General features: G+C 61.6%; 20 protein-coding genes. 13 read left to right on the plus strand and 7 right to left on the minus strand.

Features of this window, described 5'->3' with window-relative positions; all coding sequences use genetic code 11:
* Nucleotides 1-205 precede the first annotated feature (205 nt).
* The gene (locus tag ET524_RS08820) at nucleotides 206-1,072 is read left to right on the plus strand and encodes a TIGR02452 family protein (RefSeq protein WP_129425082.1); all 867 of its coding nucleotides are present in this window, start codon (nucleotides 206-208) and stop codon (nucleotides 1,070-1,072) included.
* A gap of 333 nt (nucleotides 1,073-1,405) precedes the next feature.
* On the opposite strand, the gene ET524_RS08825 is transcribed toward ET524_RS08820, so the two are convergent.
* Nucleotides 1,406-2,254, minus strand: coding sequence for an aldo/keto reductase (locus ET524_RS08825; RefSeq protein ID WP_129425084.1), 849 nt, complete (start codon nucleotides 2,252-2,254; stop codon nucleotides 1,406-1,408).
* 271 nt (nucleotides 2,255-2,525) lie between these two features.
* Between ET524_RS08825 and ET524_RS08830 the strand changes: the two genes are divergently transcribed.
* The 10 genes from ET524_RS08830 to ET524_RS08870 all read left to right on the plus strand — a co-directional run bounded on the left by ET524_RS08830 (nucleotide 2,526) and on the right by ET524_RS08870 (nucleotide 11,477).
* Complete coding sequence (locus tag ET524_RS08830; RefSeq protein WP_161566661.1) at nucleotides 2,526-2,993, plus strand: LysR family transcriptional regulator substrate-binding protein; 468 nt, start codon at nucleotides 2,526-2,528, stop codon at nucleotides 2,991-2,993.
* Nucleotides 2,994-3,028: 35 nt separating this feature from the next.
* Nucleotides 3,029-3,850, plus strand: a complete 822-nt coding sequence (locus tag ET524_RS08835) for a metallophosphoesterase family protein (RefSeq protein WP_129425088.1) — start codon at nucleotides 3,029-3,031, stop codon at nucleotides 3,848-3,850.
* A gap of 428 nt (nucleotides 3,851-4,278) precedes the next feature.
* The gene (locus tag ET524_RS08840; RefSeq protein ID WP_129425090.1) at nucleotides 4,279-4,701 is read left to right on the plus strand and encodes an EamA family transporter; all 423 of its coding nucleotides are present in this window, start codon (nucleotides 4,279-4,281) and stop codon (nucleotides 4,699-4,701) included.
* 147 nt (nucleotides 4,702-4,848) lie between these two features.
* Complete coding sequence (locus tag ET524_RS08845) at nucleotides 4,849-5,229, plus strand: GntR family transcriptional regulator (RefSeq protein WP_129425092.1); 381 nt, start codon at nucleotides 4,849-4,851, stop codon at nucleotides 5,227-5,229.
* Nucleotides 5,230-5,243: 14 nt separating this feature from the next.
* Nucleotides 5,244-6,329, plus strand: a complete 1,086-nt coding sequence (locus ET524_RS08850) for an ABC transporter ATP-binding protein (RefSeq protein WP_236648296.1) — start codon at nucleotides 5,244-5,246, stop codon at nucleotides 6,327-6,329.
* Between the two features lie 15 nt (nucleotides 6,330-6,344).
* On the plus strand, nucleotides 6,345-7,016 hold the full coding sequence (locus ET524_RS08855) for an ABC-2 transporter permease (protein ID WP_129425094.1): 672 nt from the start codon (nucleotides 6,345-6,347) through the stop codon (nucleotides 7,014-7,016).
* A gap of 20 nt (nucleotides 7,017-7,036) precedes the next feature.
* The gene (locus ET524_RS11570; protein WP_161566662.1) at nucleotides 7,037-7,198 is read left to right on the plus strand and encodes a hypothetical protein; all 162 of its coding nucleotides are present in this window, start codon (nucleotides 7,037-7,039) and stop codon (nucleotides 7,196-7,198) included.
* Nucleotides 7,191-7,943, plus strand: a complete 753-nt coding sequence (locus ET524_RS08860; protein WP_129425096.1) for a carboxymuconolactone decarboxylase family protein — start codon at nucleotides 7,191-7,193, stop codon at nucleotides 7,941-7,943. Before ET524_RS11570 ends, ET524_RS08860 begins: the two co-directional genes overlap by 8 nt.
* 650 nt (nucleotides 7,944-8,593) lie before the next feature.
* A complete protein-coding gene (locus ET524_RS08865) occupies nucleotides 8,594-9,604 on the plus strand; it encodes a type IV secretory system conjugative DNA transfer family protein (protein WP_269089567.1) in 1,011 nt (336 codons plus the stop codon).
* A gap of 262 nt (nucleotides 9,605-9,866) precedes the next feature.
* Nucleotides 9,867-11,477 carry a peptide chain release factor 3 gene (locus tag ET524_RS08870; protein WP_129425100.1) on the plus strand — a complete coding sequence of 537 codons (1,611 nt, stop codon included), beginning with the start codon at nucleotides 9,867-9,869 and terminating at the stop codon, nucleotides 11,475-11,477.
* Between the two features lie 135 nt (nucleotides 11,478-11,612).
* Here ET524_RS08870 and ET524_RS11575 read toward each other — a convergent pair whose 3' ends face one another.
* Nucleotides 11,613-11,756, minus strand: a complete 144-nt coding sequence (locus ET524_RS11575; protein ID WP_161566663.1) for a hypothetical protein — start codon at nucleotides 11,754-11,756, stop codon at nucleotides 11,613-11,615.
* 492 nt (nucleotides 11,757-12,248) lie between these two features.
* Here ET524_RS11575 and ET524_RS08875 point away from each other — a divergent pair, with 492 nt between their 5' ends.
* Nucleotides 12,249-12,653 carry an ArsR/SmtB family transcription factor gene (locus ET524_RS08875; protein ID WP_201738748.1) on the plus strand — a complete coding sequence of 135 codons (405 nt, stop codon included), beginning with the start codon at nucleotides 12,249-12,251 and terminating at the stop codon, nucleotides 12,651-12,653.
* 134 nt (nucleotides 12,654-12,787) lie between these two features.
* On the plus strand, nucleotides 12,788-13,453 hold the full coding sequence (locus tag ET524_RS08880; RefSeq protein WP_129425105.1) for a nitroreductase family protein: 666 nt from the start codon (nucleotides 12,788-12,790) through the stop codon (nucleotides 13,451-13,453).
* A gap of 262 nt (nucleotides 13,454-13,715) precedes the next feature.
* Here the strand turns inward: ET524_RS08880 and ET524_RS11785 are convergent, their stop codons facing one another.
* The 5 genes from ET524_RS11785 to ET524_RS11800 form a co-directional block, all read right to left on the minus strand.
* Nucleotides 13,716-14,111 carry an SIR2 family NAD-dependent protein deacylase gene (locus ET524_RS11785; RefSeq protein WP_201738749.1) on the minus strand — a complete coding sequence of 132 codons (396 nt, stop codon included), beginning with the start codon at nucleotides 14,109-14,111 and terminating at the stop codon, nucleotides 13,716-13,718.
* A 213-nt stretch (nucleotides 14,112-14,324) separates the two neighbouring features.
* On the minus strand, nucleotides 14,325-15,248 hold the full coding sequence (gene acgM / locus ET524_RS08890; protein ID WP_201738750.1) for a radical SAM/SPASM domain protein, ACGX system: 924 nt from the start codon (nucleotides 15,246-15,248) through the stop codon (nucleotides 14,325-14,327).
* 15 nt (nucleotides 15,249-15,263) lie between these two features.
* Complete coding sequence (locus ET524_RS11790; RefSeq protein WP_201738751.1) at nucleotides 15,264-15,434, minus strand: hypothetical protein; 171 nt, start codon at nucleotides 15,432-15,434, stop codon at nucleotides 15,264-15,266.
* Nucleotides 15,435-15,491: 57 nt separating this feature from the next.
* Complete coding sequence (locus ET524_RS12100) at nucleotides 15,492-15,731, minus strand: 4Fe-4S binding protein (protein ID WP_330854454.1); 240 nt, start codon at nucleotides 15,729-15,731, stop codon at nucleotides 15,492-15,494.
* Nucleotides 15,691-15,855 (minus strand): hypothetical protein, encoded by a 165-nt coding sequence (locus ET524_RS11800; protein ID WP_201738752.1) that lies wholly within the window; start codon nucleotides 15,853-15,855, stop codon nucleotides 15,691-15,693. The genes ET524_RS12100 and ET524_RS11800 overlap by 41 nt, the downstream gene beginning before the upstream one ends.
* Nucleotides 15,856-15,890 lie beyond the last annotated feature (35 nt).

Raw genomic sequence — 15,890 nt, forward strand, 5'->3', positions numbered from 1 at the left:
GACCGAGCAAAAGGTACGAGCGCCGGCAATGCGAACGGGAAGCGTCGGCGAAAGTCGGTTTTGCGCTTTGCGCAAAAATCGCCTTGCACGCGAAGGCTGCAGCCGTTCGGGTTAAATCGCGGCAACGTTTTGCAAGTTTCGGCGCCGTGGTTTCGCCGACTGCTACTATTGAAGGCGGAACATTCACCTGCCTGAAGGAGGAACCATGCCCACCCGTGACGAGCGGCGCGCCGCCGCGGCGAAGAACCTTGCGCTCATGCGCGGGGCGTTCGCCGGCGACACCGCGAAGACTATCGAGAACGCAAAGATTTACGAAGACGGCGAAGGCCGCGAGCTTGAGCTGCCCGAAGTCGAGGAGGGTGCCGTTACCACCACCAGCGTGACCAGCGATTTCGCCGTGAAGGCGCTGCATGCGGCGCATGGCAAGGTAGTGCTGGTTGACCCGTGCTCGTTTACGCGCCCGGGCGGCGCTTACGAGGACGGCGCGTTCGGGCCCGAGCAGATTTTGTGCTCGGAGAGCAACCTGTACCCGGTTTTGCAGGGTTGCAAAAGCGCCTACCACGACGCAAACCGCGGTTTTGCATCCGGGCAGCTGTTCACCGACCGCGCGCTGTACCTGCCCGATGTGACGTTCACGCGCGATGGCGAGATTCGCCACGCCGACGTGCTGGCCATCCCCGAGCCGAACCGCGCCCGCGCGCTGGAAAACCATCGCAGCGAGCGCGAGGTTGAGGTGGCGCTGGGCGCGCGCATCGAGGCGCTTTTGCGCATCGCCGCAGCTAACAGGGCCGAAACGCTTATCGTGGGCGCGTTCGGCGCGGGCCCGCAGGGCTTCGATGCCGAAGTGGTGATCGAGCTGTTCCGCGCCTGGATTGCCGCGCACCCCGGAGCCATCGGCCACATCACGTTCGCCGTACCGCGTGCGGCGTTCGGCGCGTTCGACGATGCGTTCGGCGAAGTACGCGAAGCTGCGCCCCAGCCGGCCGAGGCGGCCTCCGACACGCCAGCCCAGGACGACGAGGACGAGTTCGACCCCAACGACCTGCCCGAAGGCGTGACGTTCCGCTCGTAGAGCAGGCGCGAACGCAGGGGCGACGTTCAGGAATTCGCAAAAGTGGCCACTGTTGGGCAAAAATGCGAGATTCTGAATCGTAGGAGCGGATTTCGCGCTATTTTGCGCCCCACGTGTGGAATATCGTGGAGATAAAGCGCACTTCCTGAATCGCACAGCGCCCAAACCACAAGAAAGCCCGGTTCAAACAGCGCAAACGCTGATTTGAACCGGGCTTTTGCCCTTGCGTCTCGTTCAGCTTCTAGACTTTTTGCCCAACAGTGGCCATATTCGTTCGAAGCTGAACATCATCGGGTTATCCCCATTTCCGGAATCGCGCAAAAACGCGCTTCCCTACTTTTGACCTTCCACGTCCGAATGCCAGGCGGCGAAGCCCGCAAGCGCCTCGTCGGTGCGCACGTAGAACGGCTTGCCCTTGTCCAGCGCGCTGACCTGGGCCATTTCCGCATCGGTCAACTCAAAATCGAACACGTCGATGTTCTCGGCAATGTGCGCAGGCGTCTTCGAACCCGGGATGACCACGTTGCCCTCCTGCGCCTGCCAGCGCATGATAACCTGCGCGGGCGCCTTGCCGTACTTCGCGGCCAGCTCGGCGATGACGGGCTCGTCAAGGATGACGGTGTTGCCACGGCCACCCAGCGGGTACCACGACTGCACGGCGATGCCGCGCTCGGCCAAAAACGGCTTCATGTCCGTGCGCGGGAAATACGGATGGCACTCCATCTGCACGATGGCGGGCACCACATCGCACTGCTCGATGACCTGGGAAATCTCGGCCTCGTTGAAGTTCGACACGCCGATGGCGCACAGCTTGCCGGCCTTGTAGGCGGCCTCAAGCTTGCGGTAGCCGGAGATGAAGTCGCCGGCGGGCTGGTGCAAAATCATCAGGTCGATGTAGTCGGCGCCCAGGCGCTCAAGCGTTTCGTCAACGGCGGTGTCGCTTTCGTAGAAGCACGGCCACAGCTTCGTTTCCAGGAAAATTTCCTCGCGCGCCTTGCCCGACGCCTTCATGCCGCGGCCGACGGCTTTTTCGTTCACGTAGGCGTTGGCGGTGTCGATCAGCTCATGGCCGTTCGCCAGCGCGCACTCCACGGCGGTCTGCGCGTCGTCGGGCTCCAGTATGAACGTGCCCAGACCCAGGATGGGCATCTTCACCTGGTTGTTAAGCGTGATGTATTCCATGCGCAACCCTTTCGTAAGTTGAAATGATTGCGCATCGCATGATTGGAACTTTACGCTCGTCTACCCACGTTGTAACCTACGAAGTGTGCAATCTGTGTTTCATATTTTGAAATGTGAAATGCTCTGCGAAGCCAGAGTCAACACGCGAGAGGTGCAAATGCAGCCAGCGAGGCACGATCCCTTCCACGCGCGCACGCTGCCCCGGCCTTTGCCAAGCAAGTGCCAAAGGCGGTCCAGCAGAGCCTTATGAAAAGGTGTCCTATGCTGAATCGTGGCCGACCTGCCGGCAACCGAACAGGCGCTGCGCACCAACGCGTGCGATATCGCGGTGCTGCCGTACCGGCCCGATGACCAGGGATTGCGCGTGCGACACCTTATGGACGAGCAGCTGTTCGTGTGCGTGAAACGCGACCACGCGCTGGCGGGACGCACATCGGTAACGCTTGACAACTTGAACGGGTTCAACTTCTTGCTTGGTTCTGACCTGGGGTTTTGGAGCGACTTATGCCGCAACAGGCTCACAGCTTCGAAGCTCTTGGTACAAAGCGACGACTTCGCGCTTGCCGAGGTCATCCGACAGTCGTCGCTGCCGTGCTTCACAACCGACGTGGCCGTCCGCATGCGCTATCGCAACATCGGAAACAGCCGCGTGAGCATCCCTATCGAAGACCCCGAGGTCAACGTGTCGTTTTACCTGGTAGCACACGATTCGCCAAAGATCGCGAAGCTGTTTGGGTAGCCTGGCGTTTGACGTCACAACCAGAAGGAGACACCATGGAAACGCTTGTTGTTGGAGATTTGCACTTGAAACAGCCGTTTGTGTTGCCGCGCATCGACATGCTGCTGGCCGAACGGCCCGCAATCGGCCGCGTGGTGTTTTTGGGCGATGCGTGCGACGATTGGGGCGCGCAGCCGTTTCAGGCGCGCGAGGCGCTCGAGCAGTACGCGGACTGGGCGGAGCGCCGCCGCACCGAAGGCATGCGCGTGGACGTACTGCTGGGCAACCACGATTTCTGCTACATTCGCGGGCGGCGCGGACCGGGCACCATCGCCTCGCTTATGCGCGACATCCGCCCGCTGCTTGAAGACAGACTGCACGCGCAGCTTGCCTGCGCCATTGGGTCGCACCTGTGCACGCACGCCGGCGTCACCCGCGCATGGGCGAAGCGCTACCTGTGTGACCTGGGCGAACAGAACGCGGGCGCCATTGCCGAGCGCCTTAACGCCATGCTGGCCGATCCAGGCTGCTGGAGCGCGCTCGACAGCTGCCCGCCCTCGCGCGGCGGATGGGAACTGCCCGGTCCGCTGTGGGCCGATCTGCGCGACCTTGCCGACGACCCGCTGCCCGGCATCAGCCAACTGGTCGGGCACACGCCCGTCGAAACCGCCACGGCCCCGTGGGTTTGGGCGGCAGACAGCCCGCAGGCCCACGTTTGGGCATGCGACACCATGTCACTCACCAGCGCCGGCACGCCCATAGGCGATGGCTCCCTGCTGCTTGTCAACGAAAACGACCAGGTCAGCCCCCTCACATTCCCCGGCAACACGCAAGGCTTCCACACCTGCGTCAACGAATACCTCGCCAACAACCGATAACGCAAACCCCGCAGCCACTACACGCAAAAGGCCCAACGGCAAATCACGCCGCTTGGGCCTTTTGCGTCGGAATCGCCCCTCCCCACATCTCAGTTCCAGAATCGCCAATTCGCGCACGAAATTCCAAGCAATTCACTATCATTCGCGAAGTGCGTAGGTTCTCGCCGCAAGCTAGCGCAGGGCGCTATCCAAGCAGAAGCCGACCAGGCCATATTGCTCGGTGGCACACGGCCATTCACGAAGACGTCGCTCAACCTACGCACTTCGCGACCCTTTTGCTCAGAGCAGCGCGCACCAAGGCCCAACGGCGCAAGGACGAACGCTTCAACAAGCGCTTTACGAAGTCTTTACGAAGCGAATTCCGCCCACCACTTCGCCAAACGCCTACAATCAATCAGGAACAACTTGTAATTTAGGGGCTTACCTCTATGTCTTGGATTGCGGCAGCATTCGCTTCGGCATTTTTCGCCGGCATCACATCGATTCTTGCCAAGTGCGGCATCAAAACCACCGACTCCGACGTGGTCACGGCGCTGCGCACGTGCGTGGTGCTGGCGTTCGCGTGGATCATGGCGGCACTGGCTGGGCCGCTTTCCGCCATCGGCAGCGTAAGCGGGAAATCGTGGCTTTTCCTGGCGCTATCGGGCCTGGCCACTGGCGCGTCATGGCTGTGCTCCTACTACGCCATCGCCGCAGCTCAGGTAAGCGTTGTGGTGCAAATTGACAAGCTGTCCATCTTGATTTCCGTCCTGTTCGCCTTCCTGGTGTTCCACGAGAAGCTCACGCCGCGCGGCCTGGCCGGCCTTGCGCTCATCGCAGCCGGCACCGCCGCCATGGCCTGGTGGATGTAATTCGCCCCGCAAAAGCAAGCAACCTCTTGTCAACTGTGCTTAGTGTATATATACTGTGCTTACCGGTTATACACACGTGCCGCGCGAGGACGCTCGGGCAGCACGAGGCGCCGCGTGCGCAGCGGGGCCGCAAGCACAGGAGATAGCGTGGACATCATCCTATCGAACACCAGCGACTTGCCCATCTACGAGCAGATATCGCAGCAAATCAAGGGGCAGATTCTCTCGGGCGAACTGGCCTGCGGCGAAAAACTGCCTTCCATCAGGGCGCTTGCAAACGGGCTACGCGTCAGCGTCATCACGACGAAGCGCGCGTATTCCGACCTAGAAGCGCTCGGGTTCATCGAAACCGTGCAGGGCAAAGGCAGCTTCGTGGCGGCGGGCAACCGCGAGCTTTTGCGCGAAGAGGGCCTGCGCCACGTGGAGGAACTGCTGGCGAAAGCGGCCGACGAGGCCGCGCGCCTGGGCGTTTCCCGCGACGAGCTGCACAGCATGCTCGACCTTATGGCCGACGAGTCGCACAACTAGAGACGGAAACAAACATGGAAACCCTTTTCGAAGTTCGCGGCGCGAGCAGGCGTCTCAGCGACGATTTTGCGCTTGCCGATGTGAGCATAGCCTTACAACCTGGGGAAATCGTTGGTTTTGTTGGCGCAAACGGCGCGGGCAAAACCACGGTGATTCGTGCAATCTTGGGGCTTTTGCACCTTGATAGCGGCCACGTGCGCCTGTTCGGCCAGCCTTTCGGGGCCACTGCGCCCGCCGAGGCGCAGCGGCGGTTGCGCGGCCGCATCGGCGTCGTGTTCGACACGTGCCCCTTCCCCGCCGAGCTGAAGGTGAAGCAGGCGATTGCGTGCGTAGCGCCCGCGTTTGCGTGCTGGGACGCGCAGCGTTTAGCCAGCTTGCTTGACGAGTTCGACATCCCGCCGAAAGCGAAAGTGCGCGACCTGTCGCGCGGCATGGGCATGAAGCTGCAGCTAGCCGTAGCGCTTTCGCACGGCGCTGACCTGCTGATACTCGACGAGGCAACCGCCGGTTTGGACCCGATTGCGCGCGATGGCGTGCTCGACCGGCTGCGCGAATTCGCCAGCGACGGGCAACGCGGCGTGCTGCTTTCCAGTCACATCACCAGCGATCTTGAGCGCGTAGCCGACCGCGTCGTGGGCATCGACGCCGGGCGCATCGCGTTCAACCTGCCGCGCGAGCAGATTACCGACGATGCCGGCGTGGCACACTGCACCGCCGAGCAAGCGTGCGAAGTCATGCGCGTACTGGCCGAAGTTGGACAGGCCGGGGCCGAGCTGGATGCTGCAGAAGGCGAAACGTCGGAGAATGCCCAGGTCGGCGGCATGTCCAGCCTGTCAGTCAGCGGCTCGGGCGAACACGCCAGCAAACAAGTAGACGCAACAGCCGCAAGCCCGAACGACCATCGCGCCAGCCAACCCGCCGACCCCTTCGCCACCTTCGGCATTTCCACGCCGCGCGCCATCCGCCGCGCGTACTGCACCGACGTGCTGGTGTCGAACCGGTTCGCCTTCGCGCAAGCGTTTCCCGAAATCGCCTGCGATCGCGCCACCATCGAGGACTACCTGCAGTTCGCTCTCAACGGTGAATGCCAGCTGCATTAGAGAAAGGAATGCCTGATGAAAGCCATTTTGCAAACGGAATTCGCCTATGTGTGGTCTACGCTTTTGGCCACGTTGGGGGCATTCGTGATCGTCTACGCGTTCCTTTGCTGGTCGCTGCAAACGCCCGCGATGATGTCGATACTGTGCGCAATGGAACCGCTGCTGATCATGTTCACGTTCATGAATGCCGACATGGCCAACGGCTGGGGGCGCTACCGCGCTGCGCTGCCGTTTTCGCGGCGCGACATCGTAGTCGGCCGATACGCGGCAATCCTGCTGTTCGCAGCTGCGACCATCGCGGCGGCGTTCGTGCTGGGCATGGCCGGCAACGTCATCGGCCCAGCCGCAATCGCCGAGTTCGAGCCAATGCCCGCATTCGAGCTTGCAGCCACGTGCATTTGTTCGACCGCCGTGGTGCTGGTACTTGTTGCCTGTATGCAACCGTTTCTGGTGAAGTTCGGCAACGCGAAGGGCGTGCGCTATGCCACGCTGGCGTTTCTGCTGGTCATCGGGCTGGGAATTGCGGCGCTGTCGCAAGTGCTCGATGCGCCCATGATGTACGAGGTGGCCGACTGGATCGAAGCGAACGCCGGGCTGATGGTGGCCGGCATCGCCGCCATCGGCGCGCTTGCCCTTGCCGCCAGCTGCGCTATCAGCCTGCGCATCTATAAGCGCAAGGACCTGTAAGGCCAGCCGAAGGCGAGCGCGTGGCAGCGCTGGGCAACAAGAAAACCATGGCACTTCGCAAAACGCATGATGCCCGTAAAGATTACAGCGACTACCTTGACTTAGAGCATACTTTAAGTTCTAAGGTGCATTTCGTTCAACGAAAGACGAGCAAGCAAGCGAAGGAGCATTCATATGGTTAAGCAGACCGCAGGCCACGACGCGCTGGGGCAATTCGCGCCCGAATTTGCGCACCTCAACGACGACGTGCTGTTCGGCGAGGTGCGGAATCGCACCGACAAGCTGGGGCTGAAAGAGCGCAGCATCGTTACCATCAGCGCGCTTATCGGCAAGGGCATCACGGATAGCTCGCTGAAGTATCACCTGATGAGCGCCAAAAACAATGGCGTGGCGCAAGTTGAGATGGCCGAGATCCTCACGCATATCGCGTTTTATGCCGGCTGGCCGAACGCGTGGGCGGCGTTCAACATGGCCAAGGAAGTGTACGCCGAGGACGACGCCGCGGCAGCCGACGTGGCCGAACAGCACGGCGGCTTTTTCGGCCTGGGCAAGCCCAACGACAGCTTCGCGCAATACTTCATCGGGCAGTCCTACCTCAACCCGGTGACGGCACCGGACGCGTACCTGCCCATCTTCAACGTCACGTTCGAGCCGGGCTGCCGCAACAACTGGCACGTCCATCACGCCGACAAGGGCGGCGGCCAAGTGCTGGTGTGCGTTGATGGCCAGGGCTGGTATCAGGAAGAGGGCAAGCCCGCGCAGGCGCTTAACCCCGGCGATGTGGTGGAGATCCCCGCGAACGTGAAGCACTGGCATGGCGCGCAGGCGGGCAGCTGGTTTAGCCACCTGGCGTTCGAATACCCGGGCGAAAATACGTCGAACGAGTGGTGCGAACCGGTCACCGACGAGGAATACGCAGCGCTGTAACACCAGGTAATCAAATTATTTGTTCGGTCACCGTTATTGTGCGTAAAGATTTTCCAATCGCATCTTTGCCACAGACTGAAAGATGACCGGCAGAGCGTAAGAAAGGCGGCAGATTGCCGCCTTTCTTACGCTCTTAAACCCAAGTGATTTCCTATTATTCGCCAAGTGCGTAGGTTGTAAACGCGATAGCTAACAAGGCGATTCGGCCGTCACGTTTTCCCTGGTCAAATTTCGAGCGAGCAAGACAATGGGCCGGAGCGCCGCTTCAACCTACGCACTTGCCGCACCTTTCGTTGGGCGGTCATTCGGGAATCAGGTTTCGAAGTATCGCCAAGTGCGTAGGTTGATGAGCACAGTGCCACCAAGGCAGGGGCGCCATGCACGTTTCGGCTGCTCGATCTTGGCCCGGACGAAGCCCTAATGCAGCGCGTCACACAAACCTACGCACATCGCGCGCCTTTTGGCGGAACGCTGTCGCAAGCGTGCGCGAACGGCCGCAGCAACCACAGCGACAACCGCAGCAGCAGCAGCCACAGCGACGACCATTGGCCGTTGCCGCCAAATCCAAAACCTAGCAAATCGGGGGTTGACAGAAGAGCGAGCGCCTGTCCCATAGTTTTTGGGCACCCGAGAGCGAAAGCTCATTCGCCATCGCCAGCGCGCTGTGCCCGCGCGAAGACCACGAGTCCGACCCGTTCTGGCCACTTGCCGCAGCGAACTATCTGGCAAGCTACATCGCCTATGTCCTTGAAGCGATTCCCGAAGAGGACCAAACGATGACCGAGGTCATCCGGGTGTTCGACCGCGCTTGCGACAACCAGGCCGGCAAGCTGTTCGAGGAGCTTGAGAGCGAAAACCCCTACAGCTACGCCGTACGGTTGCACCGCCGTGCGAGCTCGACGTGCCTGGCCAAGCGCATGCACGCAAGCATCATGGGCATCATCGCGGCGAACCTGCTGCCAATCGGCTTCAAAGGCGCCATGGCCACCTACGAGAGCTCGCGCCGCGTCAATTTCTGCCATCTGGGCCGCCGGCGCTGTGCGCTGTTCGTCACCATCGACGACATGGACGCCAGTTTGCGCCCGCTGACCAGCCTTTTCGTGCGCCAAGCGTTCTCGACCCTGTGCGACAAGGCCGACCGCAACATCCCCGATGGGCGCCTGACCGTGCCCGTGCGGTTCATGCTCGACGACTTCGCCAACCTCAACCTGGCGAACTTCGACAACGTCTTGTCCGTCACGCGCAGCCGCGAAATCAGCTGCACCGTGGTGTGCCAAACCGTCAGCCAGCTTGAGGCGCGCTACGGCAAGCCTGCGGCGAACTCGATCATCGGCAACTGCGACCACCAGCTTGTCCTGGGGTTTCAGGACGAGGAGACGGCGCGCTACTTCAGCCTGCGCGCGAACAAGCCCGCCGCCAGCCTGCTGGCAACGCCGGCGCGGCGCTGGTGGCTGTTCGAGCGCGGCTGCCCCGCCATCTGCGACGATGCCTATCAGCTTCAGCAGCACCCGCGCTACGCCAAGCTTGCGGCAAGCGAGCGAGCCCTCAGAAGCGAAACCTTCGTGGACGCATGGCTGGAAAGCGTGGTCGCCGACGACGATGGCTTCGAGGAGATGACGCAAGAAGACCTCGAAATCTTCGGCGACTCGTGGGAGGCATAGCGCGAGGTACAATAGCCCGCAAGCAAAAACACCTTCACGGGGGCGCGCAGTTTGCGCCCCGCACCTAGTGCCTCTTCGCTCGGGCAATCGGTCACCGCTATCAACCGGCGATTGCTTGCGCTTTCCGTATGCAACTGCGTTCCCGTCTTCCGGCCGCGCACGTTCACCGCTATACTTACACAGTTACGCACGAAACCATTCACCGGCCGCCCCCAGGCGCGCCCGCGCCCGGACGCGCGACCGGTTTGCGGAAAGGACCTTCATGCCAACGCTGGCAGAACACATCGCGTCGCGACGCACGTTCGCGATCATCTCGCATCCCGACGCGGGCAAAACCACCCTCACCGAGAAGCTGCTGCTGTACTCAGGCAGCATCCAGACGGCCGGCTCGGTCAAGGGCAAGGCCTCGTCGAAACACGCCGTGTCCGACTGGATGGACATCGAGAAGGAACGCGGCATCTCCGTCACGTCGTCCGTGCTGCAGTTCGAGCACGACGGCTGCTGTGTTAACATCCTCGACACCCCCGGCCACCAGGACTTTTCCGAGGACACGTACCGCACGCTCATGGCCGCCGACGCCGCCGTCATGGTCATCGACGGCGCAAAGGGCGTCGAGGCCCAAACGAAGAAGCTGTTCAAGGTGTGCACGCTGCGCCACATCCCCATCTTCACGTTCGTGAACAAGATGGACCGCGAAAGCCGCGACCCGTTCGAGCTTATGGAAGAGATCGAGACGGTGCTCGGCATCGGCACGTACCCCATGAACTGGCCCATCGGCAACGGCCGCACGTTCCGCGGCGTATTCGACCGCCAAACGCGCAACGTCATCGCATTCGACGGCGAAGGCCGCGGCAACTCGGCGAAAAAGGTTGCCGAGATCGAGGCCGAACTGGGCGACACCGCGCTTGACGAGCTGATCGGCGAGGAAAACCACCGCAACCTGATGGACGACATCGAGCTGCTCGACGGCGCCGCCGACGAGTTCGACCTTGACGCCGTGTTGTCGGGCAAGCTGTCGCCGGTGTTCTTCGGCTCGGCGCTCACGAACTTCGGCGTGGAGCCGTTCCTGAAGGAGTTCCTGCACCTGGCCCCCGCGCCGCGCCCCTACCTTGACACCTTGAGCGGCCAGGAAATCGACCCGCAGCGCAAGGAATTCTCCGGCTTCGTGTTCAAAATCCAGGCGAACATGGACAAGAATCACCGCGACCGCATCGCGTTCGTGCGCATCTGCTCGGGCAAGTTCGAGCGCGGCATGGAGGCGTTCCACGTGCAGGGCGGCAAGAAGCTGAAGCTGGCCACGGGCACGTCGCTCATGGCCGACGACCGCGCCACCGTCGACGAGGCGTTCGCCGGCGACATCGTGGGCCTGTTCGATCCCGGCATCTTCAGCATCGGCGACACGGTGTGCAAGGGCGAACACGTGCAATTCCCGCCCATCCCCACGTTCTCGCCGGAGCATTTCGCGCGAATCACGCAGGTCAACACGCTGAAACGCAAGCAGTTCGTCAAGGGCATGCACGAGCTGGCGCAGGAAGGCGCCGTGCAGATCTTCCGCGAGCCGGGCTTCGGCATGGAAAGCGTCATCGCCGGCGTGGTGGGCGTACTGCAGCTTGACGTGCTGGAAACGCGCCTGAAAAACGAGTACGGCGTGGAAGTGCGCCGCCAAGGCATGCCGTACACCGACATCCGCTGGATCGAGAACGACCCCGACGAGTTGGACACGTCGCGCCTGAACATCACGCGCGACACGAAGCTGGTCGAGGACATGCGCGGAGGGCGGCTGCTTTTGTTCACGAACTCGTGGAACGTGAAGTGGGCAACCGATCACAACCCCGAGCTGAAGCTGGCCGAAGTCGGCAACGTCAATTTCTAGTAGATTGGTCAACATTGCGCAAGGCCGCGACCTGGGGAAACACGATTAAAACGAGTAGCAAGGGCGTGGACATAAATATCTAGCATGTTGGTTATCTTTTAGCAGCAATGTACACGCAATTGCAAGGATATTCTTCTAGTCCTTGCTTTCCGCAAAGGCAAAGGCGGCAGCCATCGGCTGCCGCCTTTTTCGTGCCCCGACCCCCAGCATCATCCGCGGCAGGTCCTTCTTGCCACAAACCAACGCCCAAGCAAAACCCAAAATGCCGCCAAATGGCACCTCGAATTCCTAGTGAATCCTTATCATTCGCGAAGTGTGTAGGTTAGCGTGACGAGCGGCTTCAGAGCTTTGCTCAGGCCAAGACCGAGCAGCCGAAACGTGCACGCTGTCCCCGCCTTGGTGGCGCCGTGCTCATAAATCTACGCACTTGACGATACTTCGAAACTCGATTCCCGAATGATTGCTCAACAGAAGGTGCGCGATGTGCGTAGGTTGCCGCACGTGCCTGCACAAGCCGCCCCAGTCCAAAAACCGCCACCAGGGCATTTGCGGCGCGCCGGCGAGGAACTCTCGCGTCCGTCGCCTCAACCTACGCACTTCGCGCACCTTTTGACAAAGCAAGGGCGGCACAGCGATGCGCCCTACGCACTTCGCGAACGTTAGCGTTTTACTAGGATTTCAATGGTCTCGATTTTCTTTCCCAATGGGTCTTTTCGCCGTCCTGCATGCTATAAACGGTTTAAACGGTTGAACGAAAGAAGGTATCACCGATTGGAAAACGCGAAATCACATGATGTGCAAGACGACGAGCAGCGGCAACACGTTAACTCACTCGAAATTCAACAGCTAGCCGAAGAGTTCGCGTCGTGCCGAAAAATCCTGCTGGCACTTGGCGACGAAAACCGCCAACACCTCATCGTCGAGATGATTGGAATCGGCAAGTGCAGTGGCGTTCGCGTAGGCGAGATCACGGAGCGCACGCATCTTTCCCGCCCTGCCGTGTCGCATCATCTGCAAATCCTTAAGGACGCGGGGCTGGTCAAGATGCGCCGCGAGGGCACGAAAAACTATTACTACTTCGACGCCGACGCAAAAGCCATGAACGGCCTGCTTCACATGCTCATGCACACAAAACGCATCATGGAAGACCAGCCCGATCGAAGCTGCATCAAGTAGCACGGGCACGCGCTGCAATCAAATCCTTCGATTCTACCCTGTTTACCTGCGGTTATACCGCATCAAAGAAACGCAGCCACAACGTAAGACGAGGCGGGCACCGTACCCCTGATACGACGAAAAGAGCGAATACCATGGAACTTATGGAAGCAATCCAGCAGCGCCACAGCGTGCGCCAATACACTGACGAGCCCATCGCGGCCGACGCGCTTGCTGCGCTGCAAGACGAAATCGCGGCGTGCAACCGCGAAGGCGGGCTGCACATCCAGCTTGTCGTGAACGAGCCGAAGGCGTTCGACAGCACCATGGCCCACTACGGCAAGTTCAGCGGCGCCAAAAACTACTTGGCGCTGGTGGGCCCGAAAGGCAGCCAGCTTGACGAGCTGTGCGGCTATTACGGCGAGCGCCTAGTGCTGAAGGCGCAGCAGCTGGGCCTGAACACTTGCTGGGTGGCCATGACGTACAAGAAGATTCCGGGCGTGTTCCAGGTGGGCGCCAACGAGAAGCTGACCGTGGTCATTGCGCTGGGACATGGGGAAACGCAAGGCGTGACGCACAAGGTGAAGTCCGCCGCCGAGGTAAGCAACCTGGGCAGCAGATTGCCGGCGTGGTTCAAGGCCGGCGTCGAGGCAGCGCTTCTGGCGCCCACGGCCATGAACCAGCAGAAGTTCAAGCTGACCTTGGAAAACGGCAAAGTGTCGGCAAAGGCAGGCATGGGCTTCTACGCGAAAGTGGACTTAGGCATCGTGAAATACCACTTCGAAGTGGGCGCCGGACGCGAGAATTTCACCTGGGCGTAAGACGAAATCTCGCATCGGCGCAGGCCAAAACGGCAAAGGGGCGGGCTGTTTTTCAGGGCAACCCGTCTTTTTTGCGCAGCCCTATCAAGCGTAATTCCCCCTCGCTGGCAAATCCAGCTTGGCAAGTCACACCACCATCGCCCTCGAAATGCCCCGCGACATCAATCGACGCGCGTCAGCAAAGCCGCTTTCGCCGACAGCAGCCGCCCCGCCGGCACGCCGCACCGCCGTCGCCTTCCCGCAAGCGAAGCGCCGGGCCCCGCTAGCGGCCGAGCGCCGCCGAGAGCGCGTCGATCGTCTTCGTCAAATCGGCGTTGATGCAGATGGATCGGCCCCCTATCTCGCGCGGCGCCACCGCCTCGCCGTAATTCGCGCACACGTACGTGGCCTGCGAATTCTCCAGCACGGCGCGCCAAAACGCCCACAACTCCTCGCTGGTGGCGTACGGATAGAACCCGCCCGAGTACATGTCGGTGAACCCGTAGCGCGCGTGGAAGTCGGCGAAGTGGCGCTCGAAGCGCTCGCCGGTGTAGGTGAACCCGGCCGCCGTGGAAAGCCCCGCGCCGACACCCACGAACACGGCATCGGCCGCATTAATCGTCTCAGCCGTGCGTGCGATATCGCGCTCGAACGTTTCCGCATTGTTTACCCAGTTCATTGCCTAATTCCTTCCGAATTTCCTCATTCGCAACTCACCCTATATTCTTGCGGGGCCGACATCGGCACAAGCTTTTTTGCCACCAGCGCGTCGAAGACGCAGCGCCAGCCCCTACCTCGCTCCGCCAAAGTGCCGCGCGGTTCGCGGCACACGAACCCGCCGCGACGTGTACTTCCGAATGGCGAAACGCCGCCGCGGCAAATCCGTCAGTTGCTAATCCATTTCCATCCAGCATTGCGGGTCAGGGGCGTACCTGTTGCCCGTGTAGCCCGCCGCCACGGCCGGGCAGCCGCGACACCACCCGCGCAGCTTGCAGCAGTTGCACTTCTCGAACTTCGAGAACTCGCGATGCGCTTCCATATTCTGCCCCGTGAACAGGTCGAACATGCTTTCCTCGCGCACGTTGCCGATGCGGCTTTCCATACGGCGGCACGCGTACACGTCGCCGGTTGGCAGCACCGTCATGTGCGCGATGCCGCAGTAATAGCCGTCGTAGATCTTGCCGCACGCCGCGCCCTCCGGGATGGTGGAGCGCCCCTGCTCCCACTCCAGCAGCGTCCACAGGTGGTCTTTTTTCTGGAACGTGGTGGTGCAGCCGGCGGCGGCAAGCGCGTCGATGCGCTCCTGGCAAGCAAGCAGCAGCGCGCGATACTCCAGCGGTTCCATGTGGAATTCCTCGAAACGCTGGGCCTTCGTGGGACAGTAGCGCCCAAACGCGAACACGTCGGCACCGATGCGGGCGGCCAAGCTGATCATGTCGGGCAGCTCAGCGGCGTTCATGCTGCTCACCGTGCTCATAAGCACCAGCCACATGCCGCTGCGCTTGATGCAGCCGGCCGCGCGCAGCGTTTCGTCGAAGCTGCCGGGTTTGCGGAACAGGTCGTGCGCGGCGGCGGTGGCGCCGTCTAGGCTCAGCTGGTACTTGCGGCAGCCCAGTTCGCGCATGCGGCGACACACCTCGTCGGTGAGGTGGAAGGGGTTGCCCATGATGCACCACTTCGCGCCGCGGGCGTGCAGCTCTTCGGCCAACCGCCAGAAATCGCGATGCAAGATGGGGTCGCCGCCAGTGATGTAGGAGTACGGCTCGCGGCCGACGCGGTCGCAGAAGTCATAGCAGCTGTTCAGCACAAGCATCATGTCGTCTCAGCTCATCTACTTGCACGTCATGCGCGCGTCCTCGCTGAACAGGCAGCAGTGCTTGCAGCGCTGATCGCACTCGTCGGTGATGTGCCACTGGAGGGCGAACGTGGGCCGTATAGGTCGGTCACCATTTTCAACCGGTACGGAAACGTTCTCTCCCGCTGTTTCGCAGGTACTGCACATGGAGGATCCTTCTTCGTTTTCCCTGGTTAAATCCGTTCTTGCGAATTGCAAACGACTTTATTCGCCGGTTCGCTCGATGGCCTGGACGGGGCAGGCTTCATAGCATGCGCCGCAGTGCAGGCAGTGCTCGGCTTGGATGCAGAACGGGTCGCCCTCCTCGATGACGCCTTGCGGGCAGACGCCCTGGCAGGTTCCGCAACCGATGCGGCTATCCGTGATGCGGTAGCCGCGAGCCTGTTCGATGGGCGCCGCGCCGTCAAGCCGGTGCAGCCTTCGGGTCGGCAGAGCCGCAAGCAGGCGCCGGGTCCGCGGAGCCGCACGCGGTGCCGCATGCGGGAGCTGAATCCTTCGCGCCGCAGGCCGGAGCCAGGTCGGTGGTGCCGCAGGCCGGCGCGCCGACGACGTCGTTCAGATTGCTCATGTCAGTCTCCTTCTTCATCGCAACGCCTCCCAGTC

Source organism: Senegalimassilia faecalis, assembly GCF_004135645.1.
In the GTDB taxonomy this organism is placed as follows: domain Bacteria; phylum Actinomycetota; class Coriobacteriia; order Coriobacteriales; family Eggerthellaceae; genus Senegalimassilia; species Senegalimassilia faecalis.

Bases quoted from the DNA above. Each gene is read 5' to 3' on its own strand.
- ET524_RS08880 (WP_129425105.1), top strand. From the start codon at position 12,788: ATGGAACTTATGGAAGCAATCCAGCAGCGCCACAGCGTGCGCCAATAC.
- ET524_RS08840 (WP_129425090.1), top strand. From the start codon at position 4,279: ATGTCTTGGATTGCGGCAGCATTCGCTTCGGCATTTTTCGCCGGCATC.
- ET524_RS08835 (WP_129425088.1), top strand. From the start codon at position 3,029: ATGGAAACGCTTGTTGTTGGAGATTTGCACTTGAAACAGCCGTTTGTG.
- ET524_RS08825 (WP_129425084.1), bottom strand. From the start codon at position 2,254: ATGGAATACATCACGCTTAACAACCAGGTGAAGATGCCCATCCTGGGT.
- ET524_RS08860 (WP_129425096.1), top strand. From the start codon at position 7,191: ATGGTTAAGCAGACCGCAGGCCACGACGCGCTGGGGCAATTCGCGCCC.
- ET524_RS08870 (WP_129425100.1), top strand. From the start codon at position 9,867: ATGCCAACGCTGGCAGAACACATCGCGTCGCGACGCACGTTCGCGATC.
- ET524_RS08820 (WP_129425082.1), top strand. From the start codon at position 206: ATGCCCACCCGTGACGAGCGGCGCGCCGCCGCGGCGAAGAACCTTGCG.
- ET524_RS08850 (WP_236648296.1), top strand. From the start codon at position 5,244: ATGGAAACCCTTTTCGAAGTTCGCGGCGCGAGCAGGCGTCTCAGCGAC.
- ET524_RS08855 (WP_129425094.1), top strand. From the start codon at position 6,345: ATGAAAGCCATTTTGCAAACGGAATTCGCCTATGTGTGGTCTACGCTT.
- ET524_RS11785 (WP_201738749.1), bottom strand. From the start codon at position 14,111: ATGAACTGGGTAAACAATGCGGAAACGTTCGAGCGCGATATCGCACGC.
- acgM (WP_201738750.1), bottom strand. From the start codon at position 15,248: ATGATGCTTGTGCTGAACAGCTGCTATGACTTCTGCGACCGCGTCGGC.
- ET524_RS11800 (WP_201738752.1), bottom strand. From the start codon at position 15,855: ATGAGCAATCTGAACGACGTCGTCGGCGCGCCGGCCTGCGGCACCACC.
- ET524_RS11790 (WP_201738751.1), bottom strand. From the start codon at position 15,434: ATGTGCAGTACCTGCGAAACAGCGGGAGAGAACGTTTCCGTACCGGTT.